15 protein-coding genes are annotated in these 16,593 nt (G+C 55.1%); 7 read left to right on the plus strand and 8 right to left on the minus strand.

Annotated elements, in window-relative coordinates; genetic code table 11:
- Window positions 1-4: 4 nt before the first annotated feature.
- Together GKR98_15645 and greA are read right to left on the minus strand one after the other, a co-directional pair.
- Window positions 5-1,045, minus strand: coding sequence for a hypothetical protein (locus GKR98_15645; protein ID QMU59486.1), 1,041 nt, complete (start codon window positions 1,043-1,045; stop codon window positions 5-7).
- A 21-nt stretch (window positions 1,046-1,066) separates the two neighbouring features.
- The gene (gene greA / locus GKR98_15650) at window positions 1,067-1,537 is read right to left on the minus strand and encodes a transcription elongation factor GreA (GenBank protein QMU59487.1); all 471 of its coding nucleotides are present in this window, start codon (window positions 1,535-1,537) and stop codon (window positions 1,067-1,069) included.
- Window positions 1,538-1,829: 292 nt separating this feature from the next.
- On the opposite strand from greA, the gene GKR98_15655 reads away from it, so the two are divergent.
- The 4 genes from GKR98_15655 to GKR98_15670 all read left to right on the plus strand — a co-directional run bounded on the left by GKR98_15655 (window position 1,830) and on the right by GKR98_15670 (window position 7,242).
- Entirely contained in the window at window positions 1,830-2,834 is a 1,005-nt protein-coding gene (locus GKR98_15655) for a hypothetical protein (protein QMU59488.1), read from the plus strand.
- A gap of 75 nt (window positions 2,835-2,909) precedes the next feature.
- Complete coding sequence (locus GKR98_15660) at window positions 2,910-4,544, plus strand: FAD-binding protein (GenBank protein QMU59489.1); 1,635 nt, start codon at window positions 2,910-2,912, stop codon at window positions 4,542-4,544.
- 132 nt (window positions 4,545-4,676) lie between these two features.
- Window positions 4,677-6,380: a tetratricopeptide repeat protein gene (locus GKR98_15665; protein QMU59490.1), complete on the plus strand. Its 1,704-nt coding sequence runs from the start codon at window positions 4,677-4,679 to the stop codon at window positions 6,378-6,380.
- The gene (locus GKR98_15670) at window positions 6,370-7,242 is read left to right on the plus strand and encodes a 4-(cytidine 5'-diphospho)-2-C-methyl-D-erythritol kinase (GenBank protein ID QMU59491.1); all 873 of its coding nucleotides are present in this window, start codon (window positions 6,370-6,372) and stop codon (window positions 7,240-7,242) included. Before GKR98_15665 ends, GKR98_15670 begins: the two co-directional genes overlap by 11 nt.
- A gap of 84 nt (window positions 7,243-7,326) precedes the next feature.
- Here the strand turns inward: GKR98_15670 and GKR98_15675 are convergent, their stop codons facing one another.
- The gene (locus GKR98_15675; protein ID QMU59492.1) at window positions 7,327-8,331 is read right to left on the minus strand and encodes a polyprenyl synthetase family protein; all 1,005 of its coding nucleotides are present in this window, start codon (window positions 8,329-8,331) and stop codon (window positions 7,327-7,329) included.
- A 55-nt stretch (window positions 8,332-8,386) separates the two neighbouring features.
- Between GKR98_15675 and GKR98_15680 the strand changes: the two genes are divergently transcribed.
- The 3 genes from GKR98_15680 (at window position 8,387) to GKR98_15690 (ending at window position 9,632) form a co-directional block, all read left to right on the plus strand.
- Window positions 8,387-8,602, plus strand: coding sequence for a DUF2007 domain-containing protein (locus GKR98_15680; GenBank protein QMU59493.1), 216 nt, complete (start codon window positions 8,387-8,389; stop codon window positions 8,600-8,602).
- Window positions 8,599-9,363, plus strand: a complete 765-nt coding sequence (locus tag GKR98_15685) for a methyltransferase (GenBank protein ID QMU59494.1) — start codon at window positions 8,599-8,601, stop codon at window positions 9,361-9,363. The genes GKR98_15680 and GKR98_15685 overlap by 4 nt, the downstream gene beginning before the upstream one ends.
- Window positions 9,364-9,467: 104 nt before the next feature.
- Entirely contained in the window at window positions 9,468-9,632 is a 165-nt protein-coding gene (locus tag GKR98_15690) for a DUF465 domain-containing protein (GenBank protein ID QMU59495.1), read from the plus strand.
- Window positions 9,633-9,734: 102 nt separating this feature from the next.
- Here GKR98_15690 and phbB read toward each other — a convergent pair whose 3' ends face one another.
- From phbB to GKR98_15715, 5 genes are all read right to left on the minus strand, one after another.
- Window positions 9,735-10,457: an acetoacetyl-CoA reductase gene (gene phbB / locus GKR98_15695; protein QMU59496.1), complete on the minus strand. Its 723-nt coding sequence runs from the start codon at window positions 10,455-10,457 to the stop codon at window positions 9,735-9,737.
- Window positions 10,458-10,602: 145 nt separating this feature from the next.
- A complete protein-coding gene (locus GKR98_15700) occupies window positions 10,603-11,778 on the minus strand; it encodes an acetyl-CoA C-acyltransferase (GenBank protein ID QMU59497.1) in 1,176 nt (391 codons plus the stop codon).
- A 180-nt stretch (window positions 11,779-11,958) separates the two neighbouring features.
- The gene (locus tag GKR98_15705) at window positions 11,959-12,828 is read right to left on the minus strand and encodes a dibenzothiophene desulfurase (GenBank protein ID QMU59498.1); all 870 of its coding nucleotides are present in this window, start codon (window positions 12,826-12,828) and stop codon (window positions 11,959-11,961) included.
- A complete protein-coding gene (locus GKR98_15710; protein QMU59499.1) occupies window positions 12,828-13,580 on the minus strand; it encodes a 4Fe-4S dicluster domain-containing protein in 753 nt (250 codons plus the stop codon). Before GKR98_15710 ends, GKR98_15705 begins: the two co-directional genes overlap by 1 nt.
- A complete protein-coding gene (locus tag GKR98_15715; protein QMU59500.1) occupies window positions 13,577-16,405 on the minus strand; it encodes a molybdopterin-dependent oxidoreductase in 2,829 nt (942 codons plus the stop codon). Before GKR98_15715 ends, GKR98_15710 begins: the two co-directional genes overlap by 4 nt.
- Window positions 16,406-16,593: the final 188 nt, after the last annotated feature.

A 16,593-nucleotide genomic window follows, 5' to 3' on the forward strand; every position in this document is an offset into this window, starting at 1 on the left:
GCTCTTAATCGAAAATCCCGGCAACACGCCCCAATAGCATGAATGCGCGCGCTGTTCTGGTTTCCGCGATGGCCGCAATTTCCTGATCACTTAAGCCATCGGCAATGCTGGCCAGAGTTTTATCAAATGTGCGCAAGAAGTGATGAGCCGCGTCCCGAAAAATTGAGTCCTGGCGCATACGCGCCGCCGTCAGAGCCAGCGAAGACCTGTCGCGAATGCCACCAAGAGTCGCGACCGTACGGCCGCGCTCGCCCAAGGCAAACCGGCGCCAGAACTCGGGACGTGCACGGTCGGGGTTCAGGTCATCCATATAGATGCCATCCTGGCTGAGCAGAGTCAGAATGTCTTGGCTGGCGCGGATCAAACGTGATGCCCGCCGGTCAGCCAGCGCTCGCCTCAAGGCATCAAAGCCCGCGCGGTCATCAGCAGTTTCCGGGAAATTCATCGCAGTGATGAAATCCGCCGTAGAGACTGGATTGGCATAATCTTCGGCGGTGGTGCCAAGCGCCAGATCGGGCTGCTCTTCTGGCAAGTTGCGCCGTGGGTCGGGCTGAGGAGCGGGAACGACCGGACGCTCTGGGGATGGCGCCGCAGGTGTGGTGCGCGATGTGGCGAAATGCTCAAGTGCGGTTTCAGCGCGTTTTTGCCCCTTTACGATTTCATCGATTTTGCGCTCGACGTTTGGACCCATCGTGGTTGCTGCCATCTGTGCCTGGGTCACATATATCTGACGCATAGCATCCATCGATATTTGCAACCGTTCACTTTCCTCGCGAATGATGCGCGCACTTTTGACAGCCAAAGCTGCAATCCAGATCAAGGCTACAGGCACGAGAACCGTCAAAGCAACGATCAGATAGCGCATCGGACCCAATATGCTGGCATCTCCCAGGCCGACAACCAGCAGAAATAATACGCAAATTAAAACCCATACCGCCGAGACGATCAGTGCAATCCGATCCGCCGGGTCAAGGCCCACTTCAGCAGCCTGTCGCGAGTAAATTCCCAGATCGACAGGCGGCTTGGGTTGCTGATCGTCAGACATGGTCTGATCGGTCCCTTCGATTTAGGAGTATTCGATTTTTAGAACTTCATAGGCTTTTTCGCCGCCAGGAGTGCGCACCTCGACGCTGTCGCCCTCTTCCTTGCCAATCAAGGCGCGCGCAAGGGGCGACTTGATATTCAGCTTGGCCGCCTCGATGTCCGCCTCGGGCTCGCCAACAATCTTATAGGTCTTTTCTTCGTCGGTATCTTCGTCAACCAAAGTGACCACTGCACCGAACTTGATCGAACCTGATAATTTTGATGTGTCGATAACATCAGCAAGGGAAAGAATGCCTTCCAGCTCCTTCACGCGCCCTTCTATGAAGCTCTGTTTTTCGCGGGCGGCATGGTATTCGGCGTTTTCGCTTAAGTCGCCATGTTCGCGAGCCTCGGCAATCGCCCGGATCACAGCCGGTCGTTCCTCAGACTTGAGCTTCTTCAATTCTTCATTGAGCGCAGTGTGACCCGCGCGCGTAAGCGGTATTTTTTCCATCGAATTGCCCTTTGGCGGAGCGAACTAAGATAATGCGAACTTGGACGTTAAATCCAACGCTGACCGTCAGAGTCAATACTAACTTCTTTACGTGGCGTTGAAACGCTCAATATCTGAGCTCGACAAAGTGCTTTGTTAATTGACAAGAAGCAATTTCATCATTGAAATTCTTGGCGGTTAATTGGTCGTTGCGCCTTGGCTACACCAAATGGCGCAATGTAGCGTCCAAGTGCTGGTCGTTGGCGGGTTCACTGTAGTTCCGCTAAGAAAATGCAACTAGTAAGGTTTGCGCATGCGATTTTTTGCATTTTCGGCTGCAATCTATTTTTTGGTTTCGACGCTTTTGACTGCATTGCTTTGGTCGCAACCGCTTGGCGGTTCTGCTGAGTTTTTTGTGGAAATGATGTCCAACGTCAGATCCATGCCCTACGATCATGCCGCCGTCATAATTATTTTGATTTGGTCATACTGGTCTAGCTCAGACATTTTCGCCTTTTTAAGACGTATTTTGGTGGCGTCTTTGGTGGTTCTAGTCTCTGCTCTATTTCTTTCGGCCTTCTCTGGAATAAAGACATCGTTTCCTCTGATCGTTGACGCAATTGGATTAGAGCGTTTTTTTGCGGAAGAACAATTTGCCGCTCTGGATCGCGCGCTGCATTTCGGAAATGACGCATGGTATCTTGCTCATGGGATTACAGATTGGTTGGGTTTTAACGATTTCATTAAGTTTGCCGAGGCCACTTATGGACAACTGTGGGCAATCACGGCGTTCTATCTGCCGGTCATCATGGTTTTGCTGGGCGAGAAGCCGGAACGCTTTAGGCGATTTGTCATCCTTTATTTGATCTCGTGGATTTTTCTCGGAAACTTTGTTGCGCTATTCGGCTACTCGGCGGGTCCAATCTACTATGATCGAGTGTTTGGGGGCGATGGCTTCGCAGATTTGATTGCTGCCTTGAATGCCAGCGGCCTAAAGGAAAGCTGGATATTCAGGGCGCAAGAACTTCTTTGGACGTCCTACAGTGAAGAGCGTCAATCTATTGGATCCGGCATTTCCGCGTTTCCAAGCGTTCACGTCGCGATGGCTGCAGTTGCAGCGCTGTATTTTTCAGAGAAATCGCTGACGCTTGGAATGTTTTTCTGGATTTTGACTGCGCTCATTCTCTTCACATCAATCTGGACAGGATACCATTATGCTGTCGATGGATACTTCTCAATTCTCGTGATCCTGGGTGCCAACCATTATCTGAAATCAAATCATTTCAAAAAACACTTGCCAATTAACGGTGATGGCTAACAGAGACAATTGACGCAGCGGCTCTTCGGTGAATAAACGGTCTGAACGAAGCACGTTGGCATCAAAGGATCTGATATGGCCGAGATCGAACGCGAAAGCATGGAATACGACGTTGTTATTGTCGGAGCTGGCCCTGCTGGTCTGTCGGCCGCTATTCGGCTGAAACAGCTTGACGCAGACCTGGATGTGGTCGTGCTTGAAAAGGGGTCCGAGGTAGGAGCCCATATTCTTTCCGGCGCGGTTTTGGACCCGGTTGGTCTGGATGCTTTGATCCCAGACTGGAAGGCCAAAGGCGCACCCCTGAATGTGCCGGTTAAGGACGACAATTTCTATATGCTTGGCGAAGCCGGGCAGATCCGCATTCCAAACTTCCCGATGCCGCCGCTTATGAACAACCATGGCAACTTCATCGTTTCAATGGGCAATGTATGCCGCTGGATGGCGGAGCAAGCCGAAGAAATGGGCGTCGAAGTTTTCCCTGGCATGGCCTGCTCCGAATTGATCTTTGGCGACAACGGCGAGGTCAAAGGCGTTGTCGCTGGCGAGTTTGGTCTGAACTCCGACGGCACCCCGAGTGATGCTTACGAGCCGGGTATGGAACTGCACGGCAAATACGTTTTTCTGGGCGAAGGCGTGCGTGGATCGCTTTCAAAACAAGTGATCGCGAAATACGCGCTGGACGCCAATTCCGAGCCGCAGAAATATGGCTTGGGTATGAAAGAAATCTGGGAGATTGATCCGGAGAAGCACCGCGAGGGAAGCGTAACACATACAATGGGCTGGCCCTTGGGGTCGAACGCTGGGGGCGGTTCTTTCATCTATCACTTGGACAACAACCAAGTTTACGTGGGTTTCGTGGTTCATCTGAACTACAAAAACCCGCATCTGTACCCATACATGGAGTTCCAGCGCTTTAAGCATCACCCAATGGTCGCGAAGCTGTTGGAGGGCGGCAAACGGGTCGCTTACGGAGCGCGCGCAATCACCGAAGGTGGATATCAGTCCATGCCAGAAGCCTCCTTCCCCGGTGGCGCCCTGTTGGGTTGCTCAGTTGGGCTGGTCAACGTTCCGCGCATCAAGGGTAATCACAATGCCATGCTGTCCGGCAAAGCCGCTGCCGAACACGCCTATAGCGCTATTCAGGAAGGTCGCTCGGGCGATACGCTTGCCGACTATTCGGCTGAACTGCGCGAAGGGCCGATCGGGAAGGACCTGAAAAAAGTTCGCAACGTGAAGCCACTTTGGTCCAAGCGCGGACTTCTGGCTTCGCTCACGCTTGGTGGTTTCGACATGTGGACGAATACTCTCGGGTTTTCGCTGTTGGGGACCGTCGGGCACGGAAAATCCGATGCTGAGGCGACCGGGCAAGCTGCCGATTTCGAGCCCATTTCCTATCCGAAACCGGACGGGAAACTCAGCTTTGACCGGCTTACGAACGTTAGTTTCTCGATGACCAATCACGAGGAAAGCCAGCCGGCGCACCTGAAGCTGCTGGATGCTGCTGTACCAATGTCTGTCAACATGCCGAAATTTGCAGAACCGGCGCAACGCTATTGCCCGGCAGGTGTTTATGAAGTTGTCGACGAAAACTTTGTCATAAACTTCCAGAACTGTGTTCACTGCAAAACCTGTGACATCAAAGATCCAAGCCAGAACATTAACTGGACGACTCCGCAGGGCGGCGACGGGCCTAACTATCCAAATATGTAGGCAAATTGCCGCTGATCCCGACCAGAATGGCAGGTCACACTCGCGTCAGAATACTCACTATCGTCGCAGGACACGTTGCATGGTCCGTGCGGGCGACGTAGGTTTTTTGCGAACTGATTGAAAGGACGATCCATGCGTCTGCGCCAAGTTTTCATGATCGTAGGTGCCATTGCGGCTGGCGGGCCGGTAATAGCAGACGGCAATGCAGGTGCCTATTTGGCTGCTCGAAGTGCGATTATTGACAATGACTATGCCGAAGCGTCGCGTCAGTTCACGCGGGCGCTGCTTGGCGACTCTACAAACCCAGTCATTCTTGAAAATGGAATGACGGCCTATCTGGGGCTTGGTGATCTTGAGAGAGCCGCCCCAATGGCGCGCCGCCTGGATGAGATGGATATTCGTAGCCAACTTGCCGATTTGGTGCTTTTAGGGGATGTGGCCGCGCGCGGCGAATGGGAGACTGCGCTTGATTACCTGAATGCCGGAAATTCCGTCGGACCGCTTTTTGACGGGTTGGTTCGAGCATGGTCAGAACTGGGGGCCGGTCGTGTCGGCGATGCGATTGCCAGTTTTGACGCTGTGGCAACAAGTGACGGTGTTCAGGCATTCGGACTCTATCACAAGGCTTTGGCCCTCGCGTCGGTGGGTGACTACGAAGGCGCTGCGGAAATTTTTTCCGGCGACTCCGGCCCGAACCTGAGACTGACTCGTCGTGGCATAATCGCTTATTCGCAGGTGCTAAGCCAGCTTGAGCGCAATGAAGACGCTTTGGAAATTGTCGGAGTAGTGGCGGGCAATGCGGCTGATCCAACCATGCTGGTTTTGCAAGAGCAACTGGCGTCGGGTGAGACGCTTACATTTGATGCCGTTCGTTCTCCTACAGACGGGGTCGCAGAAGTCTATCACTCAATTGCAGGCGCTCTTAGGGGCGAGGCTCAGGATGCATACACACTGCTATATGGACGGATGGCCCTGGCGCTTCGGTCTGATCATGTTGACGCCTTGCTTTTGACGGCGGAGCTTCTGGAATCTCTGGATCAATATGAACTGGCAACCCAGGTCTATGACACCGTTCCACGGGACGCCCCGGCGTTCTATGCTGCAGAACTAGGGCGTGCGGCTGCATTGCGTCAGGCCGATCGTAACGACGAGGCCGTGGAAGTGCTGCGGCAGCTGGCAGAGAGCCATGCTGACATACCGTTGGTTCACGTGAACCTCGGAGATACGCTTCGTGGTCTGGATCGGTTTGAAGAGGCAATTGGAGCCTATGACGCGGCCATCGAGTTGATTGTGACGCCGGAAGAGCAGCATTGGATCATGTATTTTGCCAGAGGGATTGTTCACGAACGAACAGACCAATGGGAAAACGCAGAGACCGACTTCCGCAAAGCGCTCGAACTGCGTCCCGAACAGCCGCAGGTTTTGAATTATCTTGGTTATTCCTTCCTTGAAATGCAGCTAAATTTGGATGAGGCGCTCGATATGATCGAGCGGGCCGTCGCGTTGCGACCCGAGTCAGGTTACATCATCGATAGTCTTGGCTGGGGTCTTTATCGGCTAGGGCGTTATGATGAAGCTGTGGGCCATATGGAGCGTGCAGTTGAACTGATGGCGATTGACCCGGTGGTCAATGACCATCTTGGTGACGTTTATTGGGCAGTTGGTCGCTTTCGCGAAGCCGAGTTTCAGTGGCACCGCGCCCTGTCGTTCATTGGGGGTGCCAACGACAATGGAGACGCGGATCCTGACCGGATCAGACGCAAATTGGACGTGGGACTGGACCAGGTTCTGGAAGAAGAGGGTGAGTCCCCTCTGAGAATGGCGAATGACGGTTAGTGTCTTTGCGCCGGCAAAGATCAATCTGACCTTACATGTCACAGGCCGAAGGTCGGACGGCTATCATGAGTTGGACTCGCTAGTTGTTTTTGCGCCCATTGGCGACAGTCTTAGAATCCGAAAGTCAAACACCATGTCACTCACGGTCAGCGGGCCAGAGGCTAGTGGTGTTCCGACTGACGCGAGCAATTTAGCGTTGCGCGCCGCCGAACTGGCGGGCGCGGGTCAACCGGTAGAAATTCTTCTTGAAAAAAACCTTCCTACGGCATCGGGGATCGGCGGCGGATCTGCAGATGCTGCTGCGGCATGGCGAGGAATGGAGCAGTTGTGCGGTGCAAAGCGCGCATTGTCCGGAAAGAGCAAGATGCTGGCGATCGGTGTCGATGTTCCGATGTGCTATTTATCACGCCCTATGCGCGCACGAGGTGTCGGTGAAATCTTGACCGAAATTAACCTGCCGCCTTTGTCAGCACTGTTGGTAAATCCGCGCGTGCCGGTCGCGACCCCTGCAGTGTTCGGAGCTTTAATGACATCAAGTATTTCGCCTATGCGCGAAGCGATCCCCTCGTTTGCGACAACCAGAGACTTGATCGATTGGTTGGTGCGATGCCGCAATGATTTGGAGGTTCCGGCGACAACCATCGCGCCAGTTGTAACCGAAGTCTTGAACTTTCTGTCATCTCTGGAGGGATCACGTCTGGCCCGTATGTCGGGATCCGGGGCGAGCTGTTTTGCGTTGTTCGATGACCTGAATGCCGCCAAGAAAGTCGAAGCCGCTGCGAAGACTGCGCATCCTAATTGGTGGGTTAAGGCCTGTCAGTTGGGAGATATGTCTCAGATGTCGCGACCTGTCGCCATTTGATATCGGTGCAATTTCGCTGCGCCGATCCGCTGGGGCCTTGCCCCAGACTCCAGAGTATCTTTGCCAAAAGGTATGCCGGATTTGTCAGTGCAATCGTGCAACGACATAGTCGGCGAGTTCAGCGAGCATTTCCCTAACGGGGTGCTTGGGCAGTACATTTAGAGCATTCTTCGCAGTCTGAGACCAGTGCAACGCTTCATCGCCCGTAGCAGCCATCGTGCCGTGAAGATCGATATACTCCAGAGCGGTTTCGAGGTCGCCGTCGTGCTGATCGCCTTTTGCGATAGTGCGTTGCCAGAACGCTGTTTGCGTTTCATCGGCCTGCGCTATCGCCTTTATGACGGGCAGTGTAAGTTTTCGTTCGCGAAAGTCGTCACCAATGTTCTTACCGGTTAGATTTGAATCACCGCCGTAGTCCAGCAAATCATCTGCAATTTGGAACGCGATTCCGAGAGCGTCGCCATAGGTTTGGAGTGCCTCAAGCTGGTCCTTTTCGATGCCTGCGATTTCACCGCCAACTTCGCAAGCTGCCGCAAACAGTGCGGCTGTCTTTCCGCGGACGACCTGTAGGTAGATGTCTTCTGTTGTCGCCAGGTTGGCCGCCGCTGTCAGTTGCAGCACTTCGCCTTCTGCAATAGTTGCAGAGGCGTTCGCAAGGATATCCAATACACGAAGCGAGCCAGTTTCGACCATCAATTGAAACGAACGTGCGAATAGGTAATCACCAACCAACACCGAAGATTTATTGTCCCACAGCAAATTGGCCGTGGGGCGCCCGCGACGCTGATTGCTTTCATCGACCACATCGTCATGCAACAGCGTTGCGGTGTGTATAAATTCGACCGTCGCGGCCAAGCGGCGGTGATGTTCACCTTCGTAACCGCAAAGCCGCGCCGCGGCCAAAGTCAGCATTGGGCGCAGGCGTTTTCCACCTGCTTCAACAAGGTGCGCCGTAACTTCCGGAATGCGGGGTGCATGCTCTGACGCCATCCGCTGGCGGATCAGGGCATTGACCGCCATAAGATCGTCGGCAAGGTAAGACGCCAACTTTTCATGCGGCTTGGCCGCAGTCGGGGTATCTAATCCCATCACACGCTCGTTAGATTGCTCGACAAACCCAATCGTCTGCCATTATGTCCATCCCATGAAAGAGCTTTTGCGCACCAATGATCCAACACTCATCGCTTTCGCGAAAGCTCTCCTTGAAGGCGAGGATATAGACTTCTTCGAGATGGACGTCCACATGAGTGTGCTCGAAGGATCAATTGGTGTGTTGCCGCGAAGGTTGATGGTGCGCGAGAAAGATCATTTTCGCGCCAGCCACGTGCTGAAAGACAACGACATCCCATTCGGGTCATGACGGATACCACTCAAGACGAGTTTTTAGACGGGCGGCTGGTGATCCGACAGCCCATAAAAGGATATCGTGCAGGGGCAGATCCGGTGTTTCTGGCCGCAGCGGTACCGGCAAAGTCAGGTGAAAGTGTCTTAGAGTTAGGATGCGGTGTTGGGGTTGCGCTGTATTGCCTAATGCGACGGGTATCTGGCCTGAGCGCAACGGGCGTAGAATTCCAACATGAACTGGCTCATCTGGCGCGCGAGAATGGCGAAGCAAACGGGCTAAAAGCAGAAATCGTCACGGCAAATTTGATGGCTCTGCCAGAGCCTATTAAGGCGGTTTCTTACGATCATGTTTTTGCCAATCCTCCGTACTTTGATCGTCGAACAGGTTCAGAGTCAGCCGAGATCGGGCGCGAACTGGGGCGGGGTGAAGAAACCCCATTGACTGATTGGGTCGATGTGGCCGTACGTCGACTTAAGCCCAAGGGAAGGCTGACATTAATCCAGCGTACATCGCGATTGAGTGATGTTCTGGCGACTTTGGATGATCGTGTCGGAGATGTGTCGGTTCAGCCTCTGGTGGCAAGAAAAAACCATGATAGCGAGCATTTTATTCTATCCGCTCGCAAAGGTGCAAAGGGCGCGTTTCGGTTGCAATATCCCTTAGTTTTGCATGATGGTGCCAAGCATATTGCTGACGGCGACAGCTATTCACCGGCTGCGAAATCGGTGCTTCGTGACTCTGAAAGCCTTTCAGACGCGATTTTAGCACTTAAGTAAGAATTAGGCCGTTAGTTGCCGAACACAGTTTTTCCAAGCGCAAGGCGTGACTCGAATCAGATTTCGTGCTGCACTTGGGGAATATTCAAAAGAGGAGGACGACAATGAGCATGAGTTCGCACCTGCAGGAACTCCGTAAGAAACACGACACACTCTCACAGGAAGTCGAACAGGCACAGCGCAGCCCGGCTTTTGATGATCTTCAGATTACGGCGCTCAAAAAGCAAAAATTAAAGATTAAAGAGGAAATTGAGCGGTTAAGTCACTAACCGCCCCCCAAACTTATCAGCACTGTCCTCACGGCTTTGCAATAAAAAAAGCCCGCATCTGTTGGGATGCGGACTTTCGAAGCTTGTTGCGCCTCAGTTGAATTAAGCGAAGAACTGAGCGCCGTTCGCTGAAATTGTCGAACCATTGATAAATCCAGCGTCGTCCGATGCCAGGAATGCAACGCAACGCGCAATTTCTTCTGGTTCACCCAAACGACCGGCTGGAATTTGGCCGATGATCGACTCGCGAACCTTTTCGGGAACAGCCATGACCATCTCGGTCGCAATGTAGCCTGGGCAAATCGCGTTGGCTGTGATCCCGGCGCGTGCACCTTCTTGCGCAAGTGACTTCACAATGCCCAAATCGCCAGCTTTCGTCGCGGCATAGTTTACCTGTGCGAACTGGCCCTTCTGGCCATTGATCGAGCTGATCACGATTACGCGGCCAAATTTGCGCTCACGCATTCCAGGCCAGGCAGGGTGCACAGTGTTGAACACGCCTGTCAGGTTCGTGCCGATCACCTCGTTCCACTGCTCAGGTGTCATACGGTGGAAAGGGGCGTCACGGGTAATACCGGCGTTTGCAACGATCACATCGATCGGGCCAAGATCGGCCTCTACCTGGGCAATTCCTGCGGCTGAGGCGTCATAATCAGCCACATTCCATTTGTAGGTCTTGATGCCGGTTTCCGCTGTAAACGCGGCAGCCTTTTCGTCATTGCCCGCGTAAGTCGCCGCGACTTCATAACCTTCGGCCTTCAGTTTCTTCGAAATCGCTTCGCCAATCCCGCGTGATCCGCCGGTGACCAGTGCTACACGTCCCATTTTCGTCTCCTTCATAAATCTCGAAACTCGGAGGCTTCTTTCTGCTCAGAAATACTCCGGGGGGTGAATTGGCCGTCTCGGCCAAGAGGGGGGCAGCGCCCCCCGTTTACCGCGTGGTCCCAAGAATTGGGGCCACGCAAAACCTTCAGGGGCGCTCGACGCACAGGGCAACGCCCATGCCGCCACCGATACACAGTGTAGCCAGACCTTTTTTGGCATCGCGGCGCTGCATTTCGAACAGCAGTGTGTTCAGGACCCGGGCACCTGAGGCACCAATGGGGTGGCCAATAGCGATAGCGCCGCCGTTGACGTTCACGATTTCCGGGTCCCAGCCCATGTCTTTGTTAACCGCGCAGGCCTGAGCGGCAAAAGCCTCGTTGGCTTCAACCAGATCCAGATCGCTGACCGACCAACCTGCTTTGTCCAGTGCTTTGCGCGATGCGTAAATCGGACCCACGCCCATGATCGACGGGTCCAGACCGGCTGTCGCATAGGATGCGATGCGGGCCATTGGGTTGATGCCGCGCTTTTCAGCTTCATCAGCGCTCATCAAGAGGACGCCAGCGGCGCCGTCGTTGATGCCGGATGCGTTGGCTGCTGTGACCGAGCCGTCTTTGGCAAAGGCCGGGCGCAGTTTCTGCATGTTTTCGATCGTTGCGCCGTGGCGGATGTATTCATCTTTGTTAACCAGAATATCACCCTTGCGGGTCTTGATGGTGAAGTCGATGACTTCGTCATCGAACTTGCCAGCCTTCTGCGCAGCTTCGGCTTTGTTTTGGCTGGCCAGTGCGAATTCGTCCTGGGTTTCGCGGCTGATCTGCCATTTCTCGGCGACGTTCTCGGCTGTCTGACCCATGTGATAGCCGTTGAAGGTGTCCCAAAGCCCGTCTTTGATCATCGTGTCGATCAGTTTCAGATCGCCCATCTTTTGACCGGCGCGGATGGCCTGAGCATGGGGGCTCATCGACATGTTTTCCTGACCACCAGCAGCGACGATGTTGGCGTCGCCCAGCATGATGTGCTGGGCACCCAATGCAACGGTGCGCAGGCCGGAACCGCATACCTGATTGATGGACCAAGCGGCGCTTTCTTGTGGCAAGCCAGCGTTGATGTGTGCCTGACGGGCCGGGTTCTGGCCTTGTGCTGCTGTCAGAACCTGACCAAGTATCGTTTCGGAAACGTCAGCCTTGTCGACGCCTGCGCGTTCAACCAGCGCCTCAAGAACAGAGGCACCAAGATCGTGTGCGGGTGTGTTGGCAAAGCTGCCGCTGAAGCTGCCGACGGCGGTCCGTGCGGCGCTGGCGATGACGACGTTGGTCATGGTGGTCTCCCTGAAAGTCCAGTGTCAGTTGCGGGTCGTTTACCCGACGTTGGTTTGTGGGTCTTTGACCCGACGGCATATTGCGGGTGATTGACCCGACGGAATTTGCGCGGACATTATGCAGTTGCAGAAAAATAGCAACTGACAGAACGTCACCCCACCCGAATACCCGTTATGCGGTTAGCGCCCGTAATACAGTCCGACGACGTGTTTTGCCTCGGCAAAGAACAACCAGCGTTGCACAAACACGCCTGCCAAATGCGACAGGATGGCCGCCACTGCAAAGGCATGGCTGAACGGCAAAAGTAGGATCAATACGGGCAAGACAACCGCTAGCGAAAGGGAAATGATCTTAAGCGTTTGCGCGTGTTTGCGGGCGACACGGAAGACCATTTCGTGGGTCAGATAATTGCCACCTGTATGTGGCGCTTCAAAGGCGCGGACCTTGCCGATAGTGCCAAGCCCAGTGGCAGTTTCCATCGTCGAATCCGAGGCAGCTTCGGTGCGATCCTGATCGTACCAAGCCGCGACCTGAAGGATACCCAGAAGCGGTAAAAACCATATCGCGACCGAGACTTGCCCCGCTAGAAGCGTGCCGCCGGTGATGCCATAGGCCAGAAATAGCGCCGGTGGCGACCAGTGATTCCATCGCGGCACCGTGCGCAGTTGGGTGTAAATCATCGAGGTTGCGAATATCGTCCCAACGGCAAGAAGCGCGCCGATGATGCCGAGAAAGCCCAGGCGCGTGTCCGCGAAGACAAGTCCAGCGCCATAAGGCGCCATGACAATCAATGTGGCAACCGCCAGCCAGCCTTCGCGGGAAAGCCAACTTGATCGCCATTGGGTAAATGCCTTCAACGCGCGTTCCGGGTGACCGAGATGCAGTGTCGATGCGACCAACCCGCCTGCCGCCAGAAGATAGGCGATAACGAAGAAGACGAAAGCGGTCCAACCGGTGACACCGGGATAGCCGAGGCCGAGAAGGGCCAAAAGGCCGAAGCCAAGGCCCGATAGCGTGGTGAATGCGATGATCGACGGTGCCGGATGCATTAGCCGATCCTTTCTAATGTCTTATCGAGCCAGCCGAGGAAGCCTGAAGGCTCTTCGTCGACCGGTGTCAAATAGGGGGCGAGGATGTCGAAGTCCGGTGCCTCGTCTTTGGGGCGAGGCGGTAGATAGCGGTTTACCGGAGCAGTGCCTTGTTCGGGCATCAGTTCCATGCCGCCACGATCTGCAACTAGTTTCGAGACATCGCTTTCGGGGTCGGCCAGGTCACCGAAGTGGCGCGCTCCAGAGGGGCAAGTGCGCACGCATGCCGGTTGGCGATCTTCTTCGGGCAGGTTCTCGTTATAGATGCGATCCACGCAAAGCGTACATTTCTTCATAACCTTTTCGGACGGGTCCATTTCACGCGCGCCGTATGGGCAGGCCCAAGCGCAAAGGCCGCAGCCGATGCAATCGCTTTCGTTGACCAGAACGATCCCATCTTCAACGCGTTTATAGCTGGCCCCGGTTGGGCACACGGTGACGCAGGGGGCATCGGCGCAGTGAAGGCAAGATTTGGGGAAGTGGAAAAGCTGGGTCGGGCCGCCGGTATCGGGTTGGACTTCGAAGCTGTGAACGCGGTTGAGGAAACTGCCCACCGGTTCGGCGCCATAAGCGTCGGTGTCGGCCAGCGGCGCGCCATAGTTCTCGGTATTCCAGCCTTTGCAGGCAGTCACACAGGCGTGGCAACCGACGCAGGTGTCGAGGTCGATGACGAGGCCGAGAGATTTCTCGGTGTGGGTGGGTAGTGTGGTCATGAGCCCACCTTCTGTTTGACGCTGCCGGGCGCTTTGCCAACCGGGCTTTTCTGCGCAGGAATTTCCGGTTGGGATTCTGCCGGGGCGGCGACCTTTTCGATTTTGACGCGCAGGTCGAACCAGGCGGCTTGGCCAGTGATTGGGTCTGAGTTGGCCCAGCGGAGACCATCGCCTTTGGGTGGCAACAACTCGTGGATGATGTGGTTCAACAGGAAGCCTTTGGTAGCTTCCGGCGCATCGGTTTCCAACGCCCACGCGCCTTTGCGTTTGCCGATGGCGTTCCAGGTCCAGACTGTGTTGCCATTCAGCGCTGCCATGTGGGCAACCGGCACAGTGATTTCGCCGTGAGGCGAGGTGACGCGGGCCCAATCGCCGTCTTCGAAGCTGTTCGCCTCCCACAATTTCGTAGGGACATAGAGTGGGTTGCGGCCATGGATTTGGCGCAACCAGGCGTTTTGCGACCCCCAGGAGTGATACATTGCCATCGGGCGTTGCGTCAGGGCGTGGATTGTAAACTCGTCGTCTGCCTCGGAGAACGGAGGATACCAGATCGGAAGCGGATCCATAGTTTCCTTTATCCGTTCTTTCAGGTGCTCCGGCGGTTGACGGCGGTGTTTGCCTTCGGCAGCCAGTTGGAAACGGCGAAGCGGTTCGCACCAGAGTGTGAAAAGATACGGTGACGGCGCGTCAAAGATGCCGGTTTTTACCGCCCAGTCCTGATAAGCCTTGTTCCAGGGTTTGTAGAATTCCGCCTCTTCCGGGATGTGGCTGACCCAGAAGCTGCCATTTTCTTTGTATTTCTCGATCTGGTCGGGATTTGGCGCGCCACGGCCGCTTTCGCTGCCATCACCGCGCCAGCCTGCAAGTGGGCCGATACCTGGCTTGCGTTCATGGTTCTGGATGTAATCCGCATAGTCGGCGTATTTCTGGCTTCCGTCATCGTTGGTGAAGCCCGGCAAGCCAAGCATCCCGCCAAGTTCGCACAGTACCGATTGGAAGCCGCGCACATCGCGATCAGGTTCAACAACAGGCCAGCGGATGGCGTCGGCGGCGGCACTGGCTTCGCAAATCGGACGATCGAGAAGCGAGATACAGTCGTGGCGTTCTAGGTAAGTTGTGTCAGGCAGGATGAGGTCGGCGTAAGCCACCATTTCGGATGAATAGGCATCGGAGTAGATGATGTGGGGGATGACATATTCGCCGTCCTCGTCGGTGTCCGTCAGCATCTCCATGACACCACTGGTGTTCATCGACGAGTTCCAGGCCATGTTGGCCATATACATCATCAGCGTGTCGATCTTGTAGGGATCACCGGCGTGGGCGTTAGAAATCACCATGTGCATGAGCCCGTGCGCGCTCATCGGGTTTTCCCAGGTAAACGCTTTGTCGATACGTCTGGGAGTGTTGGGGTCGTTGATCTGAGGATCGTCATCTTTGATTAGCAAGTCGTCCGGGCCGTGAATGAATCCCAGGTGCGGGCCATCTAGCGGTTGTCCGGGCTGCGGTTTCGCGTGTGGTTTTGGGTGGGCAGTGGCGGCCTTGGGATAAGGTGGTTTGAAACGGAACCCGCCTGGAACTTCAACCGAACCAAGGATGATCTGCAACAGGTGCAGCGCGCGGCATGTCTGAAACCCGTTGGAATGGGCGCTGATGCCGCGCATGGCGTGAAAGGCCACCGGACGACCGATCATCTTTGTGTGTTTGTCACCCCGGAAATCGGTCCATTCGCGATCAAGCTCGATAGCTTCATCGAACGCCACGCGGGCCAGATCCGCCGCGATGGCGCGAATGCGTTCAGCGCTGATGCCGACTTTTGGTGCTACGGCCTCGGGAGTATATTCGTCTTTCAGATAGGCGTCGGCCATGTGATGCAGAACAGGGCGGTGCGTGAAACCGGCGTGCCGCCAGGAACCGGCAAGATCGGGCTGGACGCCAGGCGTGTCATAGGCCTCGGGCTTGCCGGTGCGGCGGTCGACAACCAGCTTTTTCCCGGCTTCATCGGTCAGGATCAGCCCATGTTCATCGCTGGCAGGGTCTTCGTTGACCAAGCATGGCGCATCGGTGAAGCGCGCGAGATACTCCAGATCGATCTTGCCAGCCTTCATCAGGCAGTGAACCAGGCTTAGAATAAACAGCCCGTCAGTGCCGGGCGTGATGCCCACCCATTCGTCGGCAATGGCGTTATACCCAGACCGGATGGGGTTGACGCCGATCACTTTGGCGCCGCGTTCCTTTAGCTTGCCCAAGCCCATTTTGATCGGGTTTGAGTCATGATCCTCGGCAACACCAAAAATCATGAACAGCTTGGTGCGGTCCCAATCGGGTTGGCCAAACTCCCAGAACGCGCCGCCCATGGTGTAGATGCCAGCTGCAGCCATATTGACCGAGCAGAAACCACCGTGGGCAGCGTAATTCGGAGTGCCAAAACTTTGCGCCCAGAAACTGGTGAAAGACTGCGACTGATCGCGGCCAGTGAAAAATGCGAGTTTGGACTGATCGGTTTCACGGATTGCCTTAAGCCAAGCCGACGCAGTTTCCAGTGCTTCTTCCCATGTGATCTCTTCAAACTCGCCTGAACCGCGCGGTCCAACCCGTTTCATCGGCGCGCGCAGGCGGGCAGGTGAAAGATGCTGCATAATGCCCGACGATCCTTTAGCGCACAGGACGCCTTTATTGACCGGGTGATCGCGGTTGCCCTCGATATAGGCGACCTTGCCATCTTTCATGTGGACGTTGATGCCACAGCGACAGGCGCACATATAGCAGGTGGTTTTGCGCACTTCGTCCGAGACTTTGGGCGAGGTGTCGAGATCGGGCTGACGCATAATTCAGATATTCTCCATTGCATGAAGTCTAATTCGCATCTTCAGTGGATGCGAGGCCCCATGCGCGGGTTTAGCCTTAAGCGCAGCTTAGACTACGTTTTAGGACCAGATGAAATAGAGGTGTATGTCCAGAACGACATAGCAGCCCGATCCGGGCGCGGCATGATGTCACGAACAGGGAAGAACGG

This window comes from Boseongicola sp., from assembly GCA_014075275.1.
Taxonomy (GTDB): Bacteria; Pseudomonadota; Alphaproteobacteria; order Rhodobacterales; family Rhodobacteraceae.